Source organism: Micromonospora sp. FIMYZ51, assembly GCF_038246755.1.
Taxonomy (GTDB): domain Bacteria; phylum Actinomycetota; class Actinomycetes; order Mycobacteriales; family Micromonosporaceae; genus Micromonospora.
Map to the genome: position 1 here is coordinate 716,743 of NZ_CP134706.1, position 15,807 is coordinate 732,549.

The window sequence follows — 15,807 nt, forward strand, 5'->3', positions numbered from 1 at the left end:
AGGGCTGTTGGTGGAGGTCGGCGGAACCGGACTGCTTTCCACGGCTGGTGCCGGTTCCGTCGACTGCTAGTGGGTGCGGAGCCGCAGGTAGCGGCGGTGGCGGGTGTCGTCGCCGCCCATGGCGTGTGGGGCGGAGACGAAGACGAGCCGACCCGTGGCGCGGGCGGCGTGGATCATCACGGCCAGGTCCTCCGGGGTGCCGACGATCCAAATCTCGGTGAATTGGTTGAAGCGCTGGTTGTTGGCTTTGGCGTGAGCGCGTTCGCGGGTGGTCATGCCGCCATTCCCCAGTCAGCGGGGGAGCCGGGCGGGGTGGTGATGGTGCCGGGCCGGCGGATCCACGCGGCGTAATCCGCGATGCCGGAGATTTGGGCGTCGGTCAGGTAGGCGACTTTGATGCGGCGCGGGACACCGCCTTCGGCGATCAGGTATGCGGCGCCCTGGTTGGTGGGGGCGATATCGGTAGCGGAGTAGCCCTGTTCGGCCCAGCCGTGACCGAGGACGATGTTGGAGCTGTTGGGGGTGGTGCAGCGGAACGCGGCGCGGTAGCCGAACAGGTCCCGCAGCGAGGTGGGAATGATGTCGAACGACGGCCGCTGGGTAGCGGCGACCACCGGGATACCGGCGGCGCGTCCCCGGGCGACCAGGTCGCGCAGGAGAGCGACGAACTCTTCCTGTTCCTGCTTGGCACCGACGGTGGCGGAGTAGAAGGCAATCTCGTCGACCAGGACCGTGATGACGGACAGGCCGTCGGCGGCGGTGACCTTGCGCCGGTTGTGGGCGCGCAGCCAGGCGTAGCGGTTGTTCATCACCAGCTGGAGGCGACGCAGGACGTCGAGGGCGGCGGTGATGTCGGGGCCGATGAACGCGTCAGCGCAGTCTTCCCACTGGCCAAGCTCAACGAGCTTGCCGTCCAAGAGCACGAGGCGGGAGTCGACGCAGAGGGCGGCGTGAGCGGCGATGCAGTTGAGCAAGCCGGACTTGCCTCCGCCGGGTTCACCACCGGCGAGGAGGTTGCGGTAGGCGAGGGTGATGTAGACGGGCTGGCCGAACTCGTCGATGCCGATGAAGATCGGGTCGAACATCGACAGGCCAGGACCCACCGGCACCGGAGCCGGTTCCGTAACAACGGACATGGAAGCTGCCCTCCTTGGGCGTTGGTGGGCGCGAGAAGCCACACGAACGAGCCGTACGGCTCCTCGCGTCCGGGTCGGGTGAGGGTTAAATCCAGTCGGAGACGTCGTCGGCATCCGCCGACGTCGAAGCCGCGGGCTTGCTGCCGTTGGCCGCAGCGGTGGCCGGCTTGGCCGGCTTGCGCTCACTGGTGCCTTGCTGGGGCAGGGTGATGGTCGGGGCCTGCACGTCGGGCAGGTCCAGAGCGGTCGGCACCACCGCAGGTGCAGGTGCCTGCTCGACGGTGGGGGTGTCCGGGTCGATCACGTCGACCAGCGGTGAACCGACGTTCGCCGTGAGGACTTCGCGGCGCTTGATGTCGAACCGCACGAAGGCGGAGTTGCCCTCCGATGCCCGTTCGATGAGCACGGTGGAGGCGTGGCAGGTCACGGCGATCTTGTCCAACCGTGATTCGAGGTCCTTGACCGACAGGCCAGGGCGCAGGTACACCCACACCCGCTCGCCGACCGGGGTCGGAGTGGCCCACAGGATCAGCGGCAGACTGCCGGACTGGTTGGCGATGATGAACTGCGCGAAGCACACCCGCAGGCGATGCCTCACCACGAGGCACCACGCCCACGCCACCACCTGACGGCGGATCGGCGGGACAGCGGCCGGAACACCGACGACCAGGGCGACAACCAACAGCGTCACCAGGGCCGGAGTGTTCGCGGCGAGCTGGACCCAGCCGGTCAGCAGCAGGCCGGCGAGCATGATTTCCGGGGTCCACCACCACAGCAGCCGGATCACCGGCCAGATACGGACCAGCACCCACACGATGCCGCCCAGCGGCACGCCGACGAACACGCCGACGAACAGGGCAAGGATCGGGTGCATGTAGGAAGCGGCCACCACGGCCGCCAGCAGGCCGACGATGACCGCCGTCAGGACGAACGCCATCCGGGCGTTGCGGGCCCAGGAACGGTGAACACGGGCCTCGATGACCGTCACCGTTCCGGTTGACTTCCCGCCGAACGGACGGCGAGGGCTAGACTTGGACACGACGAGTCCTCCCAAGTACGAGTTGGGTCGGATGAGTTGGAGGGCACGGGGTCGGCAGATGTAGGAGTCGACCGACCCCGCGCCAGCTCACACGGGATGCCACCACCACAGGTGGTGACCGGGCCGGGAGCGTAGGAGTCGGAACCACTCCCGGACCGTTCACTTCTTGAATTAGCGGACCTCAGGCCGCTACGCGCGGAGGCGCGAGGAAGACACCGCAGGCGTCACACAGCACGCTGTGCGAGGAACCTACTTGGCCGAGGTACCAGCCTTCGGCTTCAGCGAGATCGCACGGAACGCCACGCCGTTACGCCCGTTGGTCGCCCACGGGATGGCCTCCAACTGCTCGACCTCGATGAGCTGCCCCACCATCACACCCGGCTTCTCACCCGCCGTGGTGATGGTGATGACCTCACCGCCGTTCTCGTCGAGAACGAAGACCTGAGTCGACCACATGAGCCGGCCCGTTCCCTTCTCCGACCGCTGATTGCCGTTCTGGTCGTTCTTCGGCTCCGGGTCCTTCGACACCGTCACCTGCTTCGCCTTGGTGTCCACGTACAGCTTCATTTCTGCTCCTGAAGGGAGAGGGCTTTCGCCCCGGGTGTCCATCACCCGTGGATCCATCAAACCGCGCATCCTCGGCTCCCGGCAGGGTGACGACATATGACGGGAAGGACTGAACATGGCAGGGGGTGACGAGGGATGACGCACCCCTTGCATTGAGTGCGAAGAATGGGGCATGGTGAAGCGGGCAGACTGTAGGCTGAGCACCGAATCGGGGATGAGCATGACGCCACTACGGCAAGCTCGGCAGTTGCGCGGCTGGTCGAAGGCTCGGCTCGCGCATGAGTTGGAACGCCGCGCGCAGGGCAGGCACGCCCTTGCGACACGGACGAGTTTGCTGCGAATGATCTCCGCCTGGGAGAGCGGCGAACGAGACGCCTCCGACCCGTACCATTCGCTGTTGTGCGAGGCGTACGGACAGAGCGCAGACCAGCTGGGGCTCAGCGGCGGCACCGATCGAGCCCGCTCGGACATCGGGCTCGCCTACAGCGTCTCGCTTAGCCAAGCGGCATCTACCCTCGGCGACCTATCGCGCTTCGATGAGATGAAACACACGGCGGTGACCCTTGGCAGGTACATGCCAGACGCGTTAAATGCGGCGTGTCTCGATTGGCTTTTTGGTAACGCAACCATGGACCTTCCGGGCGAAGGAAAAGCCGTAACGCCACACGATGTGGACGAAATTCGAGCAATGACAAGCACCTTCGACGGGCTCGACCGAAAATTCGGTGGAGAACATTGCCGGACGATGGCGGTACGTTACCTACGGAATCGAGTCTTGCCGCAGGTGCGAGCGCCAAAGCCGGAGAAGGTTGGAAGGGAAATCTTCAACGCTACAGCAGTTCTGTGCGAATTGATCGGTTGGATGGCCTACGACACCTCGCGTCACTCGCTTGCTCAGCGCTACTTCACCCAAGCGTTGCGCTTTGCGGAGGCTGCTGGCGACCGGGCCTACGCTGCCTATGTACTGACGAGCATGGCGGACCAGGCGTTGTATCTGGGGCGACCAGACCAGGCGCTGCGGCTTGCCCAAGTGGCACGAGACGCGAGCCTTCGAGCCGGTGTGCCGGTTGTGATCACGGAAGCATCCATCTTCGAAGCACGAGCCCATGCAGCCCAGGGCGACGAAACGGGGTGTAGAAGGGCTCTCATCAGGGCAGAGGAGAGCTTCCATCAAATCGTGCCTCAGGATGGCCCCGACTGGGCGAAGCATTGGGGCACTGTCCTCTTTGCCAGTCATGCCGCCACCTGCTGGATCGATCTGGGACAGCCGAAGGAGGCTCGGCCGCTCATGCAGTCTGTCTGGGAAAGCGGCAAGGACCAGGCGCGGCGGCGGGTCTATGCGGCTTCTCAGCTTGCCCGCGTGGCGCTCCTCGATGGCGACATCGAGGAGGCGACCGCCCTTGGCGCGACGGCTCTTGAATCAGCCGGCGGTCTCACATCCCACCGTTCGCAGGAGCAGCTGAAGCAGCTGCGGCAGAGATTCGTTCCCCACGCCCGTCATGCGTCCGTCAAGGAGTTTGAGCAGCGTGCTGACTTCCTCCTGGCAAGCTGAGGTGCCTGCCATCCCCGTCAGCACGATTCAGTACGGTGAGGCTGTGACGCTGGCTGACGACCTTTCTGCCGAGGGCGAACCAGAACGCGAGTTCAACCCTGGCATCGCTCAGCGACTTCCGCGCAAGCGGGTAGCCGGTGGAGCACTCATCCGCGACCGAGCCGGACGCATCCTGTTCGTCGTGCCCGGCTACAAGCCCTTCCTCGACATCCCAGGCGGGATCGCGGATGCTGACGAGTCGCCTTTGGCCGCCTGCCGTCGAGAGGTCCGGGAAGAGATCGGACTGGACCTGCCGATTAGCCGACTACTAGTAGTCGACTGGATGCCCACCCACGGCATCTGGCCTGATGGGTTGATGTTCATCTTCGACGGCGGCCAGCTCGACGACGACCAGGCCGAGGCCCTCAAACCGACCGACGACGAACTAACCGGTCTCCGCTTCCTCACTTATGAGGAAGCGGTGGGGCAGCTGCGCCCATCGATGGCACGTCGGGTCGGATCGGCGCTTCACGCCCTCACGGAGGGACAGCCACGCTACGCCGAGTTCGGCCGTTCCTGATCAGCAGTTGCCGGCCGGCTGCCGGCTGCCGGCAAAGTGGTTCAAACTTTCTGTACGTCTTCAAGGCGGCCCTGAACGGGCCGCACGCGCCGCCGCCTGGGCGCGCGTCCGTCGCTCCGCTGGCGCTCCGACTCCGGCCACGCAACACGCCCGGCGGCTGGCGCGAAGGGCGGGTAGCCCGGTGGGCCGCCGCATGACGACAGCAGCATTGACCGGGTGGTGGTGGGCCGGCAGCCGGCCGGGCCGCGCGGCCACGAGCCCGCACGGCGCAGGAAAGCGGACGCCGGCCGCGTCGGCGAGCTGGCGGCGGTCGCGGGGTTGCGGCTACTGCGCCTCCGGCGGGGGCGCTCCGGCTCCAGGATGGCCGGGGTCCGTCGGCGGGTCGCGGTCCGTGGGTGGTTGCGGTGGGAGCCATCCCGTCTGCCATCGACCCGGGCGAGCCGAGCAGACCACCGCCCGACCCGCCAGCGTCCGTACGAGCCGTCAAGGTCCGCTTGACGTGGCGGGCCGGGCGGCGGCCCGCTCCCCAGGAGGGCGGGTCGACGGCAGACGGGATGGCACTCTCCATAGTTGGCTGAGGTGCGGCGGATCCGGATAACTAGAGCGAATGGGACGACGGGCCGAGCGTCTCAGGGCAGAGCTTTTGTTGGTCTTCCGAGTACACTCGGCCCGTGGCGAGCCTCTTCAGTCGTAACAGGCTGCGTGACGCAGCGAAGCTCATTAGCAACGAGCAAATCCAGGAACACCTGGCGATTGTGAGGACTTGGCGCGATGACTATCACCGTGGCAGCCTGAAAAAGGACAAGGAAACGAGCCGCGAGCAGGCCTACAACCAGGACTTCTTCATGCGTATCTTGGGATACCGGGAGAAGCCAGCCACGCCCTACACATTCGAACCCAAGGCTACTACCCTCAAGCACCAGCTCCCCGATGCTGTTCTCGGATACACGGATGCTTCAACGCAGACTGAGAACATTGCAGCCGTCCTGGAACTCAAGGGTGCTTCCGTTGCACTCGACCGCCCGCAGCGGCGCGAGGGCAACATGAGCCCGGTCCAGCAAGGCTTCAAATACAAGACTCAGTACAGGCGGTGCCCGTTTGTAATTGTAAGCAACTTCTATGAGCTTCGACTGTACAACGACAATCAGTTGGACTTCGAGCTTTGGACGCTCGATGACCTACTTGAACCGGCCAACGACTACCTGAATTTCAAGTCATTCTACACTCTGCTCCACGCCAACAATCTCACGTCTAGGCAGGGGCCCTCTAAAACAGAAGATCTCCTGATCGACATTCGCGTCGAGCAGGAGAACATCGGGAAGCAGTTTTTCGAAGAATACCGAACAACTCGTCTCGAACTCCTGCGAGACATCTATCGGAACAATCCTCCGGTCCGCGCCAACTTCGGCATAGGCATTGAGAAAGGGCAGAAGATCCTGGACCGGATCGTCTTCGCTTGCTTCGCAGAGGACGCCGGACTCCTCCCCGACAACATCATCGAGCGCGTCGTCACGCATGCCGACCAGTCTGCATTTGACGAGACGCTGTGGAGCGCCTTCACGCGGTTCTTCGACGCTGTTGACGTAGGCAGCCCGAGGCTTGGTATTCCCCAAGGGTATAACGGCGGTCTCTTTGCCGCCGACAAGGTCCTAAACGCGCTGCGAATCTCGGATGAAACAATGCGGCGTGTTACAAGACTGAGCCGCTATGACTTCAGTGAACATCTGAGCGTCAACATTCTCGGGCACATCTTCGAGCAGTCGATTTCAGATCTCGAAGAGATTCGATCGAAGGTTTCCCAGGCCGCCACCGGCGAAGCGCTAGTCGACCTCCAGCGAGACAGCGCACGCAAGGGCGGCGGGATCTACTATACGCCGGAATACATTGTTCGGTATATCGTGGACAACACTGTTGGTCTCTACTTGAGGGAGGCCGAGGAGCGCCTCAAGGAGAAGCATGGACTTAAGGGGTCGATCCAAGAGGCGACATATGCTCGCCGTGAGCGGCAGGCGTATCTTGAGTATCAGAGCGTTCTACAAAAAATCCGCATTCTTGACCCTGCTTGCGGATCTGGCGCGTTTCTTGTTTACGCCTTTGACTATCTCTTGGCGGAGAATAGGAGAGTGGACGCCATTCTCGGAGGCGACCTTCTTGGGACGGAAGACTATGTGAGGTTCATTCTCCGCAATAACTTGTTCGGCGTCGACTTGAACGATGAATCCGTCGAGATCACCAAGCTTAGTCTGTGGCTAAAGACAGCCCGACGAGGCCAACAGCTCACATCTCTCGATGAAAACATTCGGTGCGGAAACAGCCTCATCGCTGACCCTGCGCTCGCAGGACGGAAGGCGTTCGATTGGGAAGCGGAGTTTCCGGATGCCTTTAAGAGCGGCGGGTTTGATGTGGTGGTGGGTAACCCGCCCTATGTGAGCGCACTGGAACTGAGTAGGCATCTGTCGAGTGAAGAGAAGAAGTATCTCAAGAAGAACTACCGAACCTCCGTCGGTACGGTTGATCTCTATATCTACTTCTTCGAGAAGGCGCTCACAGTCATCAAGGACGGCGGAAAGATGGCCTACATCTCTCCCAACCGTTTTCTCTCGGCGTCCTACGGCAGAGCCTTGCGCGAATGGCTGGTCTCTACTTTTAAAATCAGCCAGCTAATCGATTACTCGGACAAGCGGGTATTCGAGGACGCCAGCACGTACCCCGTCATCGCCTTCATCGACGCTGTGCGGCCTGACTCTCATTATGTCGTCAGGTCGGGAAAGATTGATGAGGAGACGAAACTGCCTGAGCTCTACGAGATGGAGTCCTCCAAGCTAAGCCTGCTTAATGACACCATCCTCGGATTCCTGCTCAACGACAAGCTGCCGCTCACTGAAAAGGTCTTCAATGCGTGCGTTCCGCTAACCATCGCAGGTAAGATCAATGCCACCTCGACGGCTGCGGAGGCTGACGACTTCGCGGCACTCATCGGTGAAGTTACCGGGTTTAAACTGATCAACACTGGAACCATCGACCCATTTTCTAACCACTGGGGGTTGCGACCTTTTAAGAAGCAGGGCAAGCAGTTCCTCAAGCCGCGGTTGCCGGCCGACGCCGCTTTGCTCGGTCAGGGCCGCATGGACCTCTACAGATCCCCAAAGATCATCGTTTCGAAGATCGGCCTTACGTGCGAAGCGTTCTACGATTCCGGCGGTGACTACGCCTCAATTGACACTAACTGCATTCACTCGTTTGCGGACGATTTCGCGCCTGAGTACATCCTCTGTTGGCTGAACTCGACTCTGTACAATTATGTGTTCGAATGCCTATTCGATGGCCTGAGGATGGCTGGCGGATATCTTCTCTATTCTGCCCCTAACTTGAGAAACACTCCCATAAAGCGGATTACCCTTGACGAGCAAGCTCGATTTGTCGACGCGGCAAGGAGGCTCCAGGAGCTGTACCAGGCGCTAAACGAAACGAACGACCGCGTGAGAACGCTGCTGACTGTTGGCCTTCAAGCCTCGAAACTGCCGACCCGGCTCGGAAGCTGGTGGCGGCTCGATTTTCCCGAGTTCGTAAAGTCTTTGAAGGTCAAGGTGTCCTTCGAGCAGTCTGAGCAGTTGCTTGCGCTGTTTCAAAAGTACGCCCCGAGGCTTACGGGGCTTGAGGACGACATCAAGCAGATCCGGGATGCCGTCGACTTTTGGTTCTACGAAATCTTTGAGTTGACGGCTGCCGAGGTTGCAGAGTTGCGAAAGGCCACCTCGGTCCAGAACCTATCTGCGGAACCGGCTGGCTGAAGCGGCTGGCTTGGGGTCAACACCTCGCCATTAGGGCAGGGAGGAGGGGCGAGAGTGGCGTCCACGCGCTGTGGGTACCAATCGCCGTTGCGATGCTGGGCGTAGGTGGAACCCTGGCTGCGGTAGGACGACGATCAGTGCCCGGTCCTCGCAGGACGGGTACGGCCAGGGTGGGCGCACGCATGATGATCGGGTCAGCCGCTACCGCAAGATCCGGAACAGGTACGGAATGATCAAGGCTGCGTTTGGCGTGAGGTTTGCCGTTCGGCCTAGTAAATAGCGCAGCCCGAGGCCAAGCGCTATACCGTTCCTAAACCGTGTGTCGCAGGTTCGAATCCTGCCGGGGGCACCAACGTTATGCCTTGAGCAGCAACAAGCTGGCTATGGCTTCATGGAACGACGGCGGTGACGAGCCGGTCCAGGAGTGCTCCGACTGTGGGGAACGGGCCGTGGTCTCGATACAGCTGGCCAGTCCTACTGCTGTGTCTCGCTGAATTCGGCGGGTTACTCCGCGGCGGCGAATCGCTCGACGTTGTCGACCTGGCCGACCACCAGGATCAGATCGCCGTAGCTTAGGACGGTGTCGGGGGTCGCGTGGGTGAAGCCGGTTCGTCGGCCGCCGACGCTGGCCTCCGGTTTCACCGCCACCACGGTCACCCCCCACCGGCTGCGCAGCCGGGACTCACGCAGCGGCATGCCGACCACGTCGTGTGGCGGTTTGGTCTTGATGACGGCGAAGTCTGCGTCGACCTCGACGTAGTCGAGGATTCGGCCGGTGAGCAGGTGGGCGGTGCGTTCGCCCATGTCGTGTTCGGGCGCGATGACGTGATGGGCGCCGACGCGGGTGAGGATGTTGCGGTGCTGCCCGCTGACGGCCTTCGCCCAGATATCGGAGATGCCGAGCTCGGACAGCAGGGACGTGGTGAGGATGCTGGCCTGGATGTCGGTCCCGATCGCCACGACGGCCCGGTCGAAGTCTCCGACGCCCAGTTGGCGCAGGGCCTCGATGTCGGTCGAGTCTGCGGTGATCACGTGCGGGATCTGCCCCACGAGACTCTGCACGACCTTTGGGCGGTGGTCGATGCCGAGGACCTCGGTGCCCCGCTTGACCAGTTCCAGGGCCAGAGCGCTGCCGAAGCGGCCCAGGCCGATCACCACCACCGGCTCGCTGCGGATGTCAGCCAACGATTGTCCTTTCCTCGGGAAGCTCGTAACGCCGGTTCCGGTCCCGTAGCGCCAGTGCCGAGGCCAGGGTGAGGGGCCCAATTCGGCCGGCGAACATCAGCATGACGAGTAGCACGTCGGCCTGTGGAGGCAGATCACCTGTGATGCCGGTGGACAGGCCGACGGTGCCGAAGGCCGACACGACCTCGAACAGCACCGCGTCGAGACGGTACGGGGTGATGGCCAGCAGGGTGAAGGTGGCCGCGGCCACCGCGCCGGCACTGAGCAGCACGACCGCGAGGGCCTGACGCTGGTTGCTGGCGGGAATTCGGCGGTGGCCGACGTTGACGTGGGTCTCTCCGCGCATTTCCGACCACAGTACGAAGGCAAGCAGACCGAACGTGGTGACCTTGATGCCACCGGCCGTGCCGGCGCTGCCGCCACCGATGAACATCAACACGTCGCTGGCGAGCAGGCTCTCTGGGCGCATCGCGCCGATGTCGACGCTGTTGAATCCGGCGGTCCGGGTCATCGCGGACGCGAAGAACGCGGCGAGCAGCTTCTGCGGACCCTCCAGCGTGCCGAACGTCTTCGGGTTCGAGTACTCGGCGATGGTGAACACGAGGGTGCCGAGCAGCAGCAGAGCGGCGGTGAGCACCACCGTGATTCGAGTGGTCACCGACCAGAACGAGGGGCGTCGCCAGGTACGTGCCAGTTCGAAGACCACCGGAAACCCCAGCCCGCCGAGGATGACCGCAGCCGCGACCGTGAGCGTTATCCAGGGGTCGGCGACGTAACCCATCAGGCTGTCACTGTGCGTGGAGAAACCGGCGTTGTTGAACGCGGAGATCGCGTGAAAGACGCCCTCGTAGAGCGCGGTACCGAACGGCCGTTGGTACGCGGTGGCGAACCGGATGGTGAGCAGCACGGCCACCACCACCTCGCTGACCAGGCTGAACAGCACGATCCGACGCACCACCCCGCGTACATCGCTCAGGTTGAGGCTCTTGGTCTCCGCCTGAGCGAGGAACCGGGCCCGCAGTCCGAGCCGGCGCGACAGCAGCACGGTGAACAGCGTGGCCAGGGTCATGATGCCGAGGCCGCCGACCTGGATGAGCAGCAGGATGACCGCCTGCCCGAAGCCGGACCAGTACGTGCCGGTGTCGACCGTGATCAGCCCGGTGACGCACACCGCCGATGTGGCGGTGAAGAGCGCGTCCAGCAGCTCCGTGCGGTGCCCGGACCGGGTCGCCCACGGTAGGGAAAGCAGCCCGGTGCCGATCGTGATCGCCGTGGCGAAACCCACGGCGATCATCTGCGCCGGGTGCCGAAACCGGTCACCTCGTCGTTGCCACGCCGGCGGCCGGGTCACGAGCCGCACGGCTGGCCCCGGGACACGCGTGAACACCGGCGCACCGGCAGCCCCGGCCTACTCGCCGGACCACAAGCCCGGGTGGCGAACCGGTCCCCCCGTCTCCTGCGGCCAGCAGCGATGGACACAGGGCGCATCCTCCCACGGTCAGCATCCCTTCCCATGCCGGCCCGTGTGATGCGATTGTCGATCGCATACTTCGGCACGCGTCAAGCTGTTCACGCGAACGAGGCCGCGTAGGCGGCGGCTCCGCTCAGCGACTCGAACGGCCAGGTGACCAGCGCGATGTCGGCGTCAAGGCCGACCCGGTCGGCGACGTCGGCGGCGGTCACCAGGTCGGTGCCGCCGCACAACTCGACGCGTACCGCGCCGTCGGCGAGTTCGGCTGCGGCGAGTTCGGCCATGGCTGCGCGCGGCACCCGGATGATGCTGGTACGAGTGCCGTCCGGGTGCCGACGGACGAGGCGATCGGTGGTGGGGTCGGCGGTGTCGTCCTCGATCAGGATGGCGAACGACCCGCGCGGTGGTGCCAGGTGCCCGGCCACGCCGACCGGCGCGAGACCGTCGACCGCGTGGATCACCTGTCGGGCACCGGCGAAGCCGAACCCGCCGTACAGCTCGATGAGTCGCACCTCGGAGCGGGCGCCGTCGGCGGCGATGGTCGCGGCGGTGGCGGGATCGGGCACCCACACCACATCGGAGGTGTCCGTGAGGGGCTCGCGCTCGCCGCCGGCGGTGGCATGTGGGTCGAGGATGAGGAAGAGTTCGGTGGCCACAATGGTCCTTCCGAGCGTCGGGTGGGATTGATCATTTGACGTTATGACTTCAACCGAGGTTGAGGTCAACTCGGCCGTACGCGATGTGGCGCGCTGGTCGGGAGCGGCCCGGTCCGGTTATCGCGGCGCTGCGGGCTAGGGTGGTGAACATGTATGCACCCGAGGATCGCACCGCGAAGGCGATCATTCGGGACGCCGCCCTGGAACTCTTCGGCGAGCAGTGGCCGACGGCGGCGTCACTCAAGCAGGTGGCGGAGCGCGCCGGCGTCTCGCAGTCGCTCATCATCAAGCATTACGGGTCGCGCGACGGCCTGATCGCTGCGGTCGACGCCCATGTGCTGGGCGTGTTGGGTAACGCGTTGGAGGCGCTCGCCGACCCGACGGGGGCCAGCCCGCCCGAGCGTTTCCTCGCCTCGGCCGACGCCCTCTCCGCCCCGGCGGCCAGCCGGTATCTCGCGCACCTTCTCGTCGGGAACACGTCGCGCTCGGTTGAGGCGTACCGGTTGTTGCAGGGTTTCGCCGACTCGCTGATGGGCCGGATGGCCGAGGCCGGCGCGGTCGCCCAGGACGTGGACCGGGCGCAACTCGCGGTGGTGCTGCTGGCCCACGAGCTATCGATAATCCTGCTGCGTGATCGCATCGCCGACGTGCTCGGCGCTGATCCGATGGGTCGTGACGGCCTGCGACGCTGGTGGGACACCATCGACCGGCTCTATTCCGGTACGGCGATCCGGGCGCCTGCCCCGGCCGAGGGCTGAGGGGCGCGAGGCGTACCGTTCGACGGGTGCATAAACGTTCACTATGCTGACTGTTAGTTCACCCGGACCCGAGCGAGCGGCGGCCATGTTCACGACCACCTCCACGCGAACGCGTACCCCGGCCGACGATGTCGTCGTGTCCGAGTCGGCACTGGCCCGCACCGGGACCATCGTGCTCGCCGGTTTCGCTCTGCTCTGGGCGATGTCCGGAGCGGCCCTGGCCCCCGCCGCCGCGCGCATCCCCCTGGTCGTCGCCGCGTGTGTGATCACCGCGATCGTCCTGGTCCTGCGGCTGGCCCGGCGCCGGCCCTCGGGTAACCGCCACCTGTCGGCGTCCTGGCTGCGCCGATTCAATCTGGTCGGCGCCGTGCAGGGACTGCTGATCGGGGGCGTCTGCCTGGTCGCCGTGCCGGCCGGGCAGCCGAGGCTCATCCCCACTCTCGTCCTGTTCGTGGTCGCGGCGCACTTCGTGCCGCTCGTCGCGATTTTCCGGCAACGTGAGTACGCGGGAACGGCGCTCGCGCTCGCCCTGGTGGCCGCCGCGTCCCTCGGGTCGTACCTCATGGGAATGCCGGAGCCTGCGGCGGTCATCGCCGGGCTCGGTGCCGCCGTCGTGCTCTGGGTGACCGCGCTCGCCGTCGGTGCGAGAAGCATGTGACGCCGATCACATTCGATCGGGACCCTGGTCGGACCGGCCGGTCGTCTTACCAGGCGTGAGAAGAGGCATGGACGCGGCTGACGAGGGCGAACTCGTCCGCCGCGTCGCCCGTGGAGATCGGCGGGCGTTCGACGAGCTTTATCGGCGTACCGCGCCGTGGCTGGAGGTACGCCTGCGCTGCCGCTGCGCCGACCCGGACGTGGTCGCCGAGGTGCTCCAGGACACGTACCTGACGGTTTGGCGGGCGGCGGGCAGCTTCGCCGGTGTCCAGACCAAGAGCAGCGGCGGGGGAAAGGGCAGCGCGGTGGGCTGGTTGTGGACGATCGCCGCGCACCGGCTGGTCGATGCGTTCCGCCGCCGGGCGCGGAAGGCCCGGGTGCCGCAGGTGGAGTTGATGCCGAGCACGGCACCCGCAGCCGAGGACGAGGTGATGGCCGCCCGGGTCGGCCAGGAACTGGAGCAGGCCCTGCTGGTCCTGCCGCCCGAGGTGCGGGCCGCCTTGCGGGCCACGGTCCTCGACGGGCTCTCCACCCGGGAGGCGTCAGTGCTGCTGGGCGTGCCGGAGAACACCGTCAAGTCCCGCGTACGCCGAGCCCGGATCGCCCTGCGGGAGGCGCTGTCATGACCACCCATCCCACCCTCGCCCAGATCGACCGGTACGCGGCCGGGGACCCCGGTCTCGACGAGCCCAGTGTGTGGGCGATCGAGGTGCACCTTGAGGAGTGCCCGGATTGTCGGGCCCGGCTGGCCGGTAGCACCACAGTGCACACCAGGGCGGTGATCGAGCAGGTCGCGATGCGTCTGGATCGCGAGATCGCGGCGACGCCGGTGGCCGCCGGCCCGCGCTGGTCCTGGTCGGTGCTGCGGCACCGCTGGTTCGTCGGCACGCTGCTGCCGTGGCTGGCCATGACCGCCACGGTGCTTGCCTGCGCTGCCGTGCTCGGGGTGCTGTGGGGCGGGCTGCCCTCGCTGGTGCTGCTGATCGCGCCCCTGGCCCCGTTGCCCGGCGTGGCGGTCGCCTGGCATCGTCGTGCCGACCCGGCCTGGGAACTCATCGCGGCCACTCCCGCCGCCGGTCTGACGACGCTGCTGCGGCGTACGGCGGCGGTGTTGGTCTTCGTCATTCCCGCGCTCGTCCTGGCGGGCGCCGGTACCGGGGCGTCGTTGGCCCTGATGCTGCTGCCCTGCCTGGCGTTCACCGCGGCCACCCTGCTGCTGGGAACCCTCGTCGGGGTACGCCGGGCCGCGATCGGACTGATCGCGATCTGGACGCTCGCGGTGATCGCACCCAGCCTCCTCGCCGCCCGGATGCCGGTGGTGCTGGCGGCGGAGAGCGCCCGCAGTTGGGCGCTGGTCACGGCCCTGCTGACCGTCATGGTCCTCCTCCGGGCCAACGGATTCCGGCGCCTGTCCCACCACGACTAGGACCGTCCCACCGCGACTAGGACCGTCCCACCGCGACCAACTGGCCTCGCGACAACGGCCAGCCGGCCGCAGCGCAGTACCACCATGCCGAAACACCGCCATGCAGCCTCGCTGGCGATAGATGAAGGAGATGATGACGATGCGTGCCGTGAGCGCGGTCGAAACGGCCGTCACCACCCATCCCTGGGCGATCCACGCGGAGGGCCTGAAGGTCCGGGCCGGCCGGTTCATGGCCGTCGACGGCCTGGATCTGGCCCTGAGCACCGGTGTGCACGGACTGCTGGGCCCGAACGGCGCCGGAAAGACCACGCTGATGCGCGCCCTGGCGACCGTGCTGACTCCGGCCGGCGGGCGACTGACGCTGCTCGGGCACTCGGTCGACGGACGCGCCGAGCTGCGACCGGTGCGGCGCACGCTGGGCTACCTGCCGCAGCATTTCGGCTTCTACCCGCGGTTCACCGTACGCGAGTTCGTCGGGTACATGGCCTGGCTGAAGGAGATGCCCAAGGACGCCATCCCGGCGGCGGTGCAGCGCGCCATCGACCGGGTCGGGCTGACCGCCAAGGCCGACGCCCGGATGAAGACGCTCTCCGGCGGCATGCTGCGCCGGGCCGGCATCGCGCAGGCCATCGTGAACGACCCACGGATCCTGCTGCTCGACGAGCCGACCGTCGGGCTGGACCCGGAACAGCGGCTCGACTTCCGCGAGCTGCTGCGTGACCTCGGCACCGACAGCTGCGTGCTGGTCTCCACCCACCTGGTCGAGGATGTGGCGGCGGCGTGCACCGACGTCGTCCTGGTCAATGAGGGGCGCCTGGTGTGGCAGGGCACCCCCGAGCTGCTGACCGCGCAGGGCGATCAGGGGCACGCCGGCGACAGCCCGGCCGAACGGGGTTACTCCGCGATCCTCCGCCGGCACCGCGCGGAGGCCGCCCGATGAGCGAACGTGGCGAGCGAATCATCGAGTTCAGTGCGGTCGTGCCTGATGACGGCACGCAGCGGAGCGGAGT

15 protein-coding genes are annotated in these 15,807 nt (G+C 65.6%); 8 read left to right on the forward strand and 7 right to left on the reverse strand.

From position 1 onward, the window contains the following. Positions 1-66 precede the first annotated feature (66 nt). From QQG74_RS03480 to QQG74_RS03495, 4 genes are all read right to left on the reverse strand, one after another. Positions 67-276 (reverse strand): hypothetical protein, encoded by a 210-nt coding sequence (locus QQG74_RS03480; protein WP_341718852.1) that lies wholly within the window; start codon positions 274-276, stop codon positions 67-69. Further along, positions 273-1,136, reverse strand: a complete 864-nt coding sequence (locus QQG74_RS03485; RefSeq protein ID WP_341718853.1) for an FtsK/SpoIIIE domain-containing protein — start codon at positions 1,134-1,136, stop codon at positions 273-275. Before QQG74_RS03485 ends, QQG74_RS03480 begins: the two co-directional genes overlap by 4 nt. A gap of 85 nt (positions 1,137-1,221) precedes the next feature. Next, the gene (locus QQG74_RS03490; protein ID WP_341721117.1) at positions 1,222-2,124 is read right to left on the reverse strand and encodes a hypothetical protein; all 903 of its coding nucleotides are present in this window, start codon (positions 2,122-2,124) and stop codon (positions 1,222-1,224) included. 300 nt (positions 2,125-2,424) lie between these two features. After that, positions 2,425-2,742 carry a hypothetical protein gene (locus QQG74_RS03495; protein WP_341718854.1) on the reverse strand — a complete coding sequence of 106 codons (318 nt, stop codon included), beginning with the start codon at positions 2,740-2,742 and terminating at the stop codon, positions 2,425-2,427. Positions 2,743-2,956: 214 nt separating this feature from the next. Between QQG74_RS03495 and QQG74_RS03500 the strand changes: the two genes are divergently transcribed. The 3 genes from QQG74_RS03500 to QQG74_RS03510 all read left to right on the forward strand — a co-directional run bounded on the left by QQG74_RS03500 (position 2,957) and on the right by QQG74_RS03510 (position 8,644). After that, positions 2,957-4,294: a helix-turn-helix transcriptional regulator gene (locus tag QQG74_RS03500; protein ID WP_341718855.1), complete on the forward strand. Its 1,338-nt coding sequence runs from the start codon at positions 2,957-2,959 to the stop codon at positions 4,292-4,294. A gap of 43 nt (positions 4,295-4,337) precedes the next feature. Next, positions 4,338-4,853: an NUDIX hydrolase gene (locus QQG74_RS03505; protein WP_341718856.1), complete on the forward strand. Its 516-nt coding sequence runs from the start codon at positions 4,338-4,340 to the stop codon at positions 4,851-4,853. 671 nt (positions 4,854-5,524) lie between these two features. Continuing rightward, positions 5,525-8,644 (forward strand): DNA methyltransferase, encoded by a 3,120-nt coding sequence (locus QQG74_RS03510; protein WP_341718857.1) that lies wholly within the window; start codon positions 5,525-5,527, stop codon positions 8,642-8,644. 504 nt (positions 8,645-9,148) lie between these two features. Here QQG74_RS03510 and QQG74_RS03515 read toward each other — a convergent pair. The 3 genes from QQG74_RS03515 to QQG74_RS03525 all read right to left on the reverse strand — a co-directional run bounded on the left by QQG74_RS03515 (position 9,149) and on the right by QQG74_RS03525 (position 11,956). Continuing rightward, positions 9,149-9,829, reverse strand: a complete 681-nt coding sequence (locus QQG74_RS03515) for a TrkA family potassium uptake protein (protein ID WP_341718858.1) — start codon at positions 9,827-9,829, stop codon at positions 9,149-9,151. Further along, a complete protein-coding gene (locus QQG74_RS03520; RefSeq protein WP_341721118.1) occupies positions 9,822-11,180 on the reverse strand; it encodes a TrkH family potassium uptake protein in 1,359 nt (452 codons plus the stop codon). The genes QQG74_RS03515 and QQG74_RS03520 overlap by 8 nt, the downstream gene beginning before the upstream one ends. Before the next feature lie 218 nt (positions 11,181-11,398). Further along, positions 11,399-11,956 (reverse strand): DUF6506 family protein, encoded by a 558-nt coding sequence (locus QQG74_RS03525; protein ID WP_341718859.1) that lies wholly within the window; start codon positions 11,954-11,956, stop codon positions 11,399-11,401. A 149-nt stretch (positions 11,957-12,105) separates the two neighbouring features. Between QQG74_RS03525 and QQG74_RS03530 the strand changes: the two genes are divergently transcribed. The 5 genes from QQG74_RS03530 (at position 12,106) to QQG74_RS03550 (ending at position 15,737) form a co-directional block, all read left to right on the forward strand. Next, positions 12,106-12,714, forward strand: coding sequence for a helix-turn-helix domain-containing protein (locus tag QQG74_RS03530; protein ID WP_341718860.1), 609 nt, complete (start codon positions 12,106-12,108; stop codon positions 12,712-12,714). A gap of 136 nt (positions 12,715-12,850) precedes the next feature. Continuing rightward, complete coding sequence (locus tag QQG74_RS03535) at positions 12,851-13,372, forward strand: hypothetical protein (protein ID WP_341718861.1); 522 nt, start codon at positions 12,851-12,853, stop codon at positions 13,370-13,372. Between the two features lie 67 nt (positions 13,373-13,439). Continuing rightward, positions 13,440-13,997 (forward strand): sigma-70 family RNA polymerase sigma factor, encoded by a 558-nt coding sequence (locus QQG74_RS03540; protein WP_341718862.1) that lies wholly within the window; start codon positions 13,440-13,442, stop codon positions 13,995-13,997. Continuing rightward, the gene (locus tag QQG74_RS03545) at positions 13,994-14,797 is read left to right on the forward strand and encodes a hypothetical protein (RefSeq protein ID WP_341718863.1); all 804 of its coding nucleotides are present in this window, start codon (positions 13,994-13,996) and stop codon (positions 14,795-14,797) included. The genes QQG74_RS03540 and QQG74_RS03545 overlap by 4 nt, the downstream gene beginning before the upstream one ends. A gap of 139 nt (positions 14,798-14,936) precedes the next feature. After that, positions 14,937-15,737 (forward strand): ABC transporter ATP-binding protein, encoded by an 801-nt coding sequence (locus tag QQG74_RS03550; RefSeq protein ID WP_341718864.1) that lies wholly within the window; start codon positions 14,937-14,939, stop codon positions 15,735-15,737. The last annotated feature ends 70 nt before the right edge of the window (positions 15,738-15,807 follow it).

Excerpts from the sequence above, each read along its gene's own strand:
- QQG74_RS03480 (WP_341718852.1), bottom strand. The coding sequence starts at position 276 with ATGACCACCCGCGAACGCGCTCACGCCAAAGCCAACAACCAGCGCTTC.
- QQG74_RS03485 (WP_341718853.1), bottom strand. The coding sequence starts at position 1,136 with ATGTCCGTTGTTACGGAACCGGCTCCGGTGCCGGTGGGTCCTGGCCTG.
- QQG74_RS03495 (WP_341718854.1), bottom strand. The coding sequence starts at position 2,742 with ATGAAGCTGTACGTGGACACCAAGGCGAAGCAGGTGACGGTGTCGAAG.
- QQG74_RS03500 (WP_341718855.1), top strand. The coding sequence starts at position 2,957 with ATGAGCATGACGCCACTACGGCAAGCTCGGCAGTTGCGCGGCTGGTCG.
- QQG74_RS03530 (WP_341718860.1), top strand. The coding sequence starts at position 12,106 with ATGTATGCACCCGAGGATCGCACCGCGAAGGCGATCATTCGGGACGCC.
- QQG74_RS03540 (WP_341718862.1), top strand. The coding sequence starts at position 13,440 with ATGGACGCGGCTGACGAGGGCGAACTCGTCCGCCGCGTCGCCCGTGGA.
- QQG74_RS03545 (WP_341718863.1), top strand. The coding sequence starts at position 13,994 with ATGACCACCCATCCCACCCTCGCCCAGATCGACCGGTACGCGGCCGGG.
- QQG74_RS03550 (WP_341718864.1), top strand. The coding sequence starts at position 14,937 with ATGCGTGCCGTGAGCGCGGTCGAAACGGCCGTCACCACCCATCCCTGG.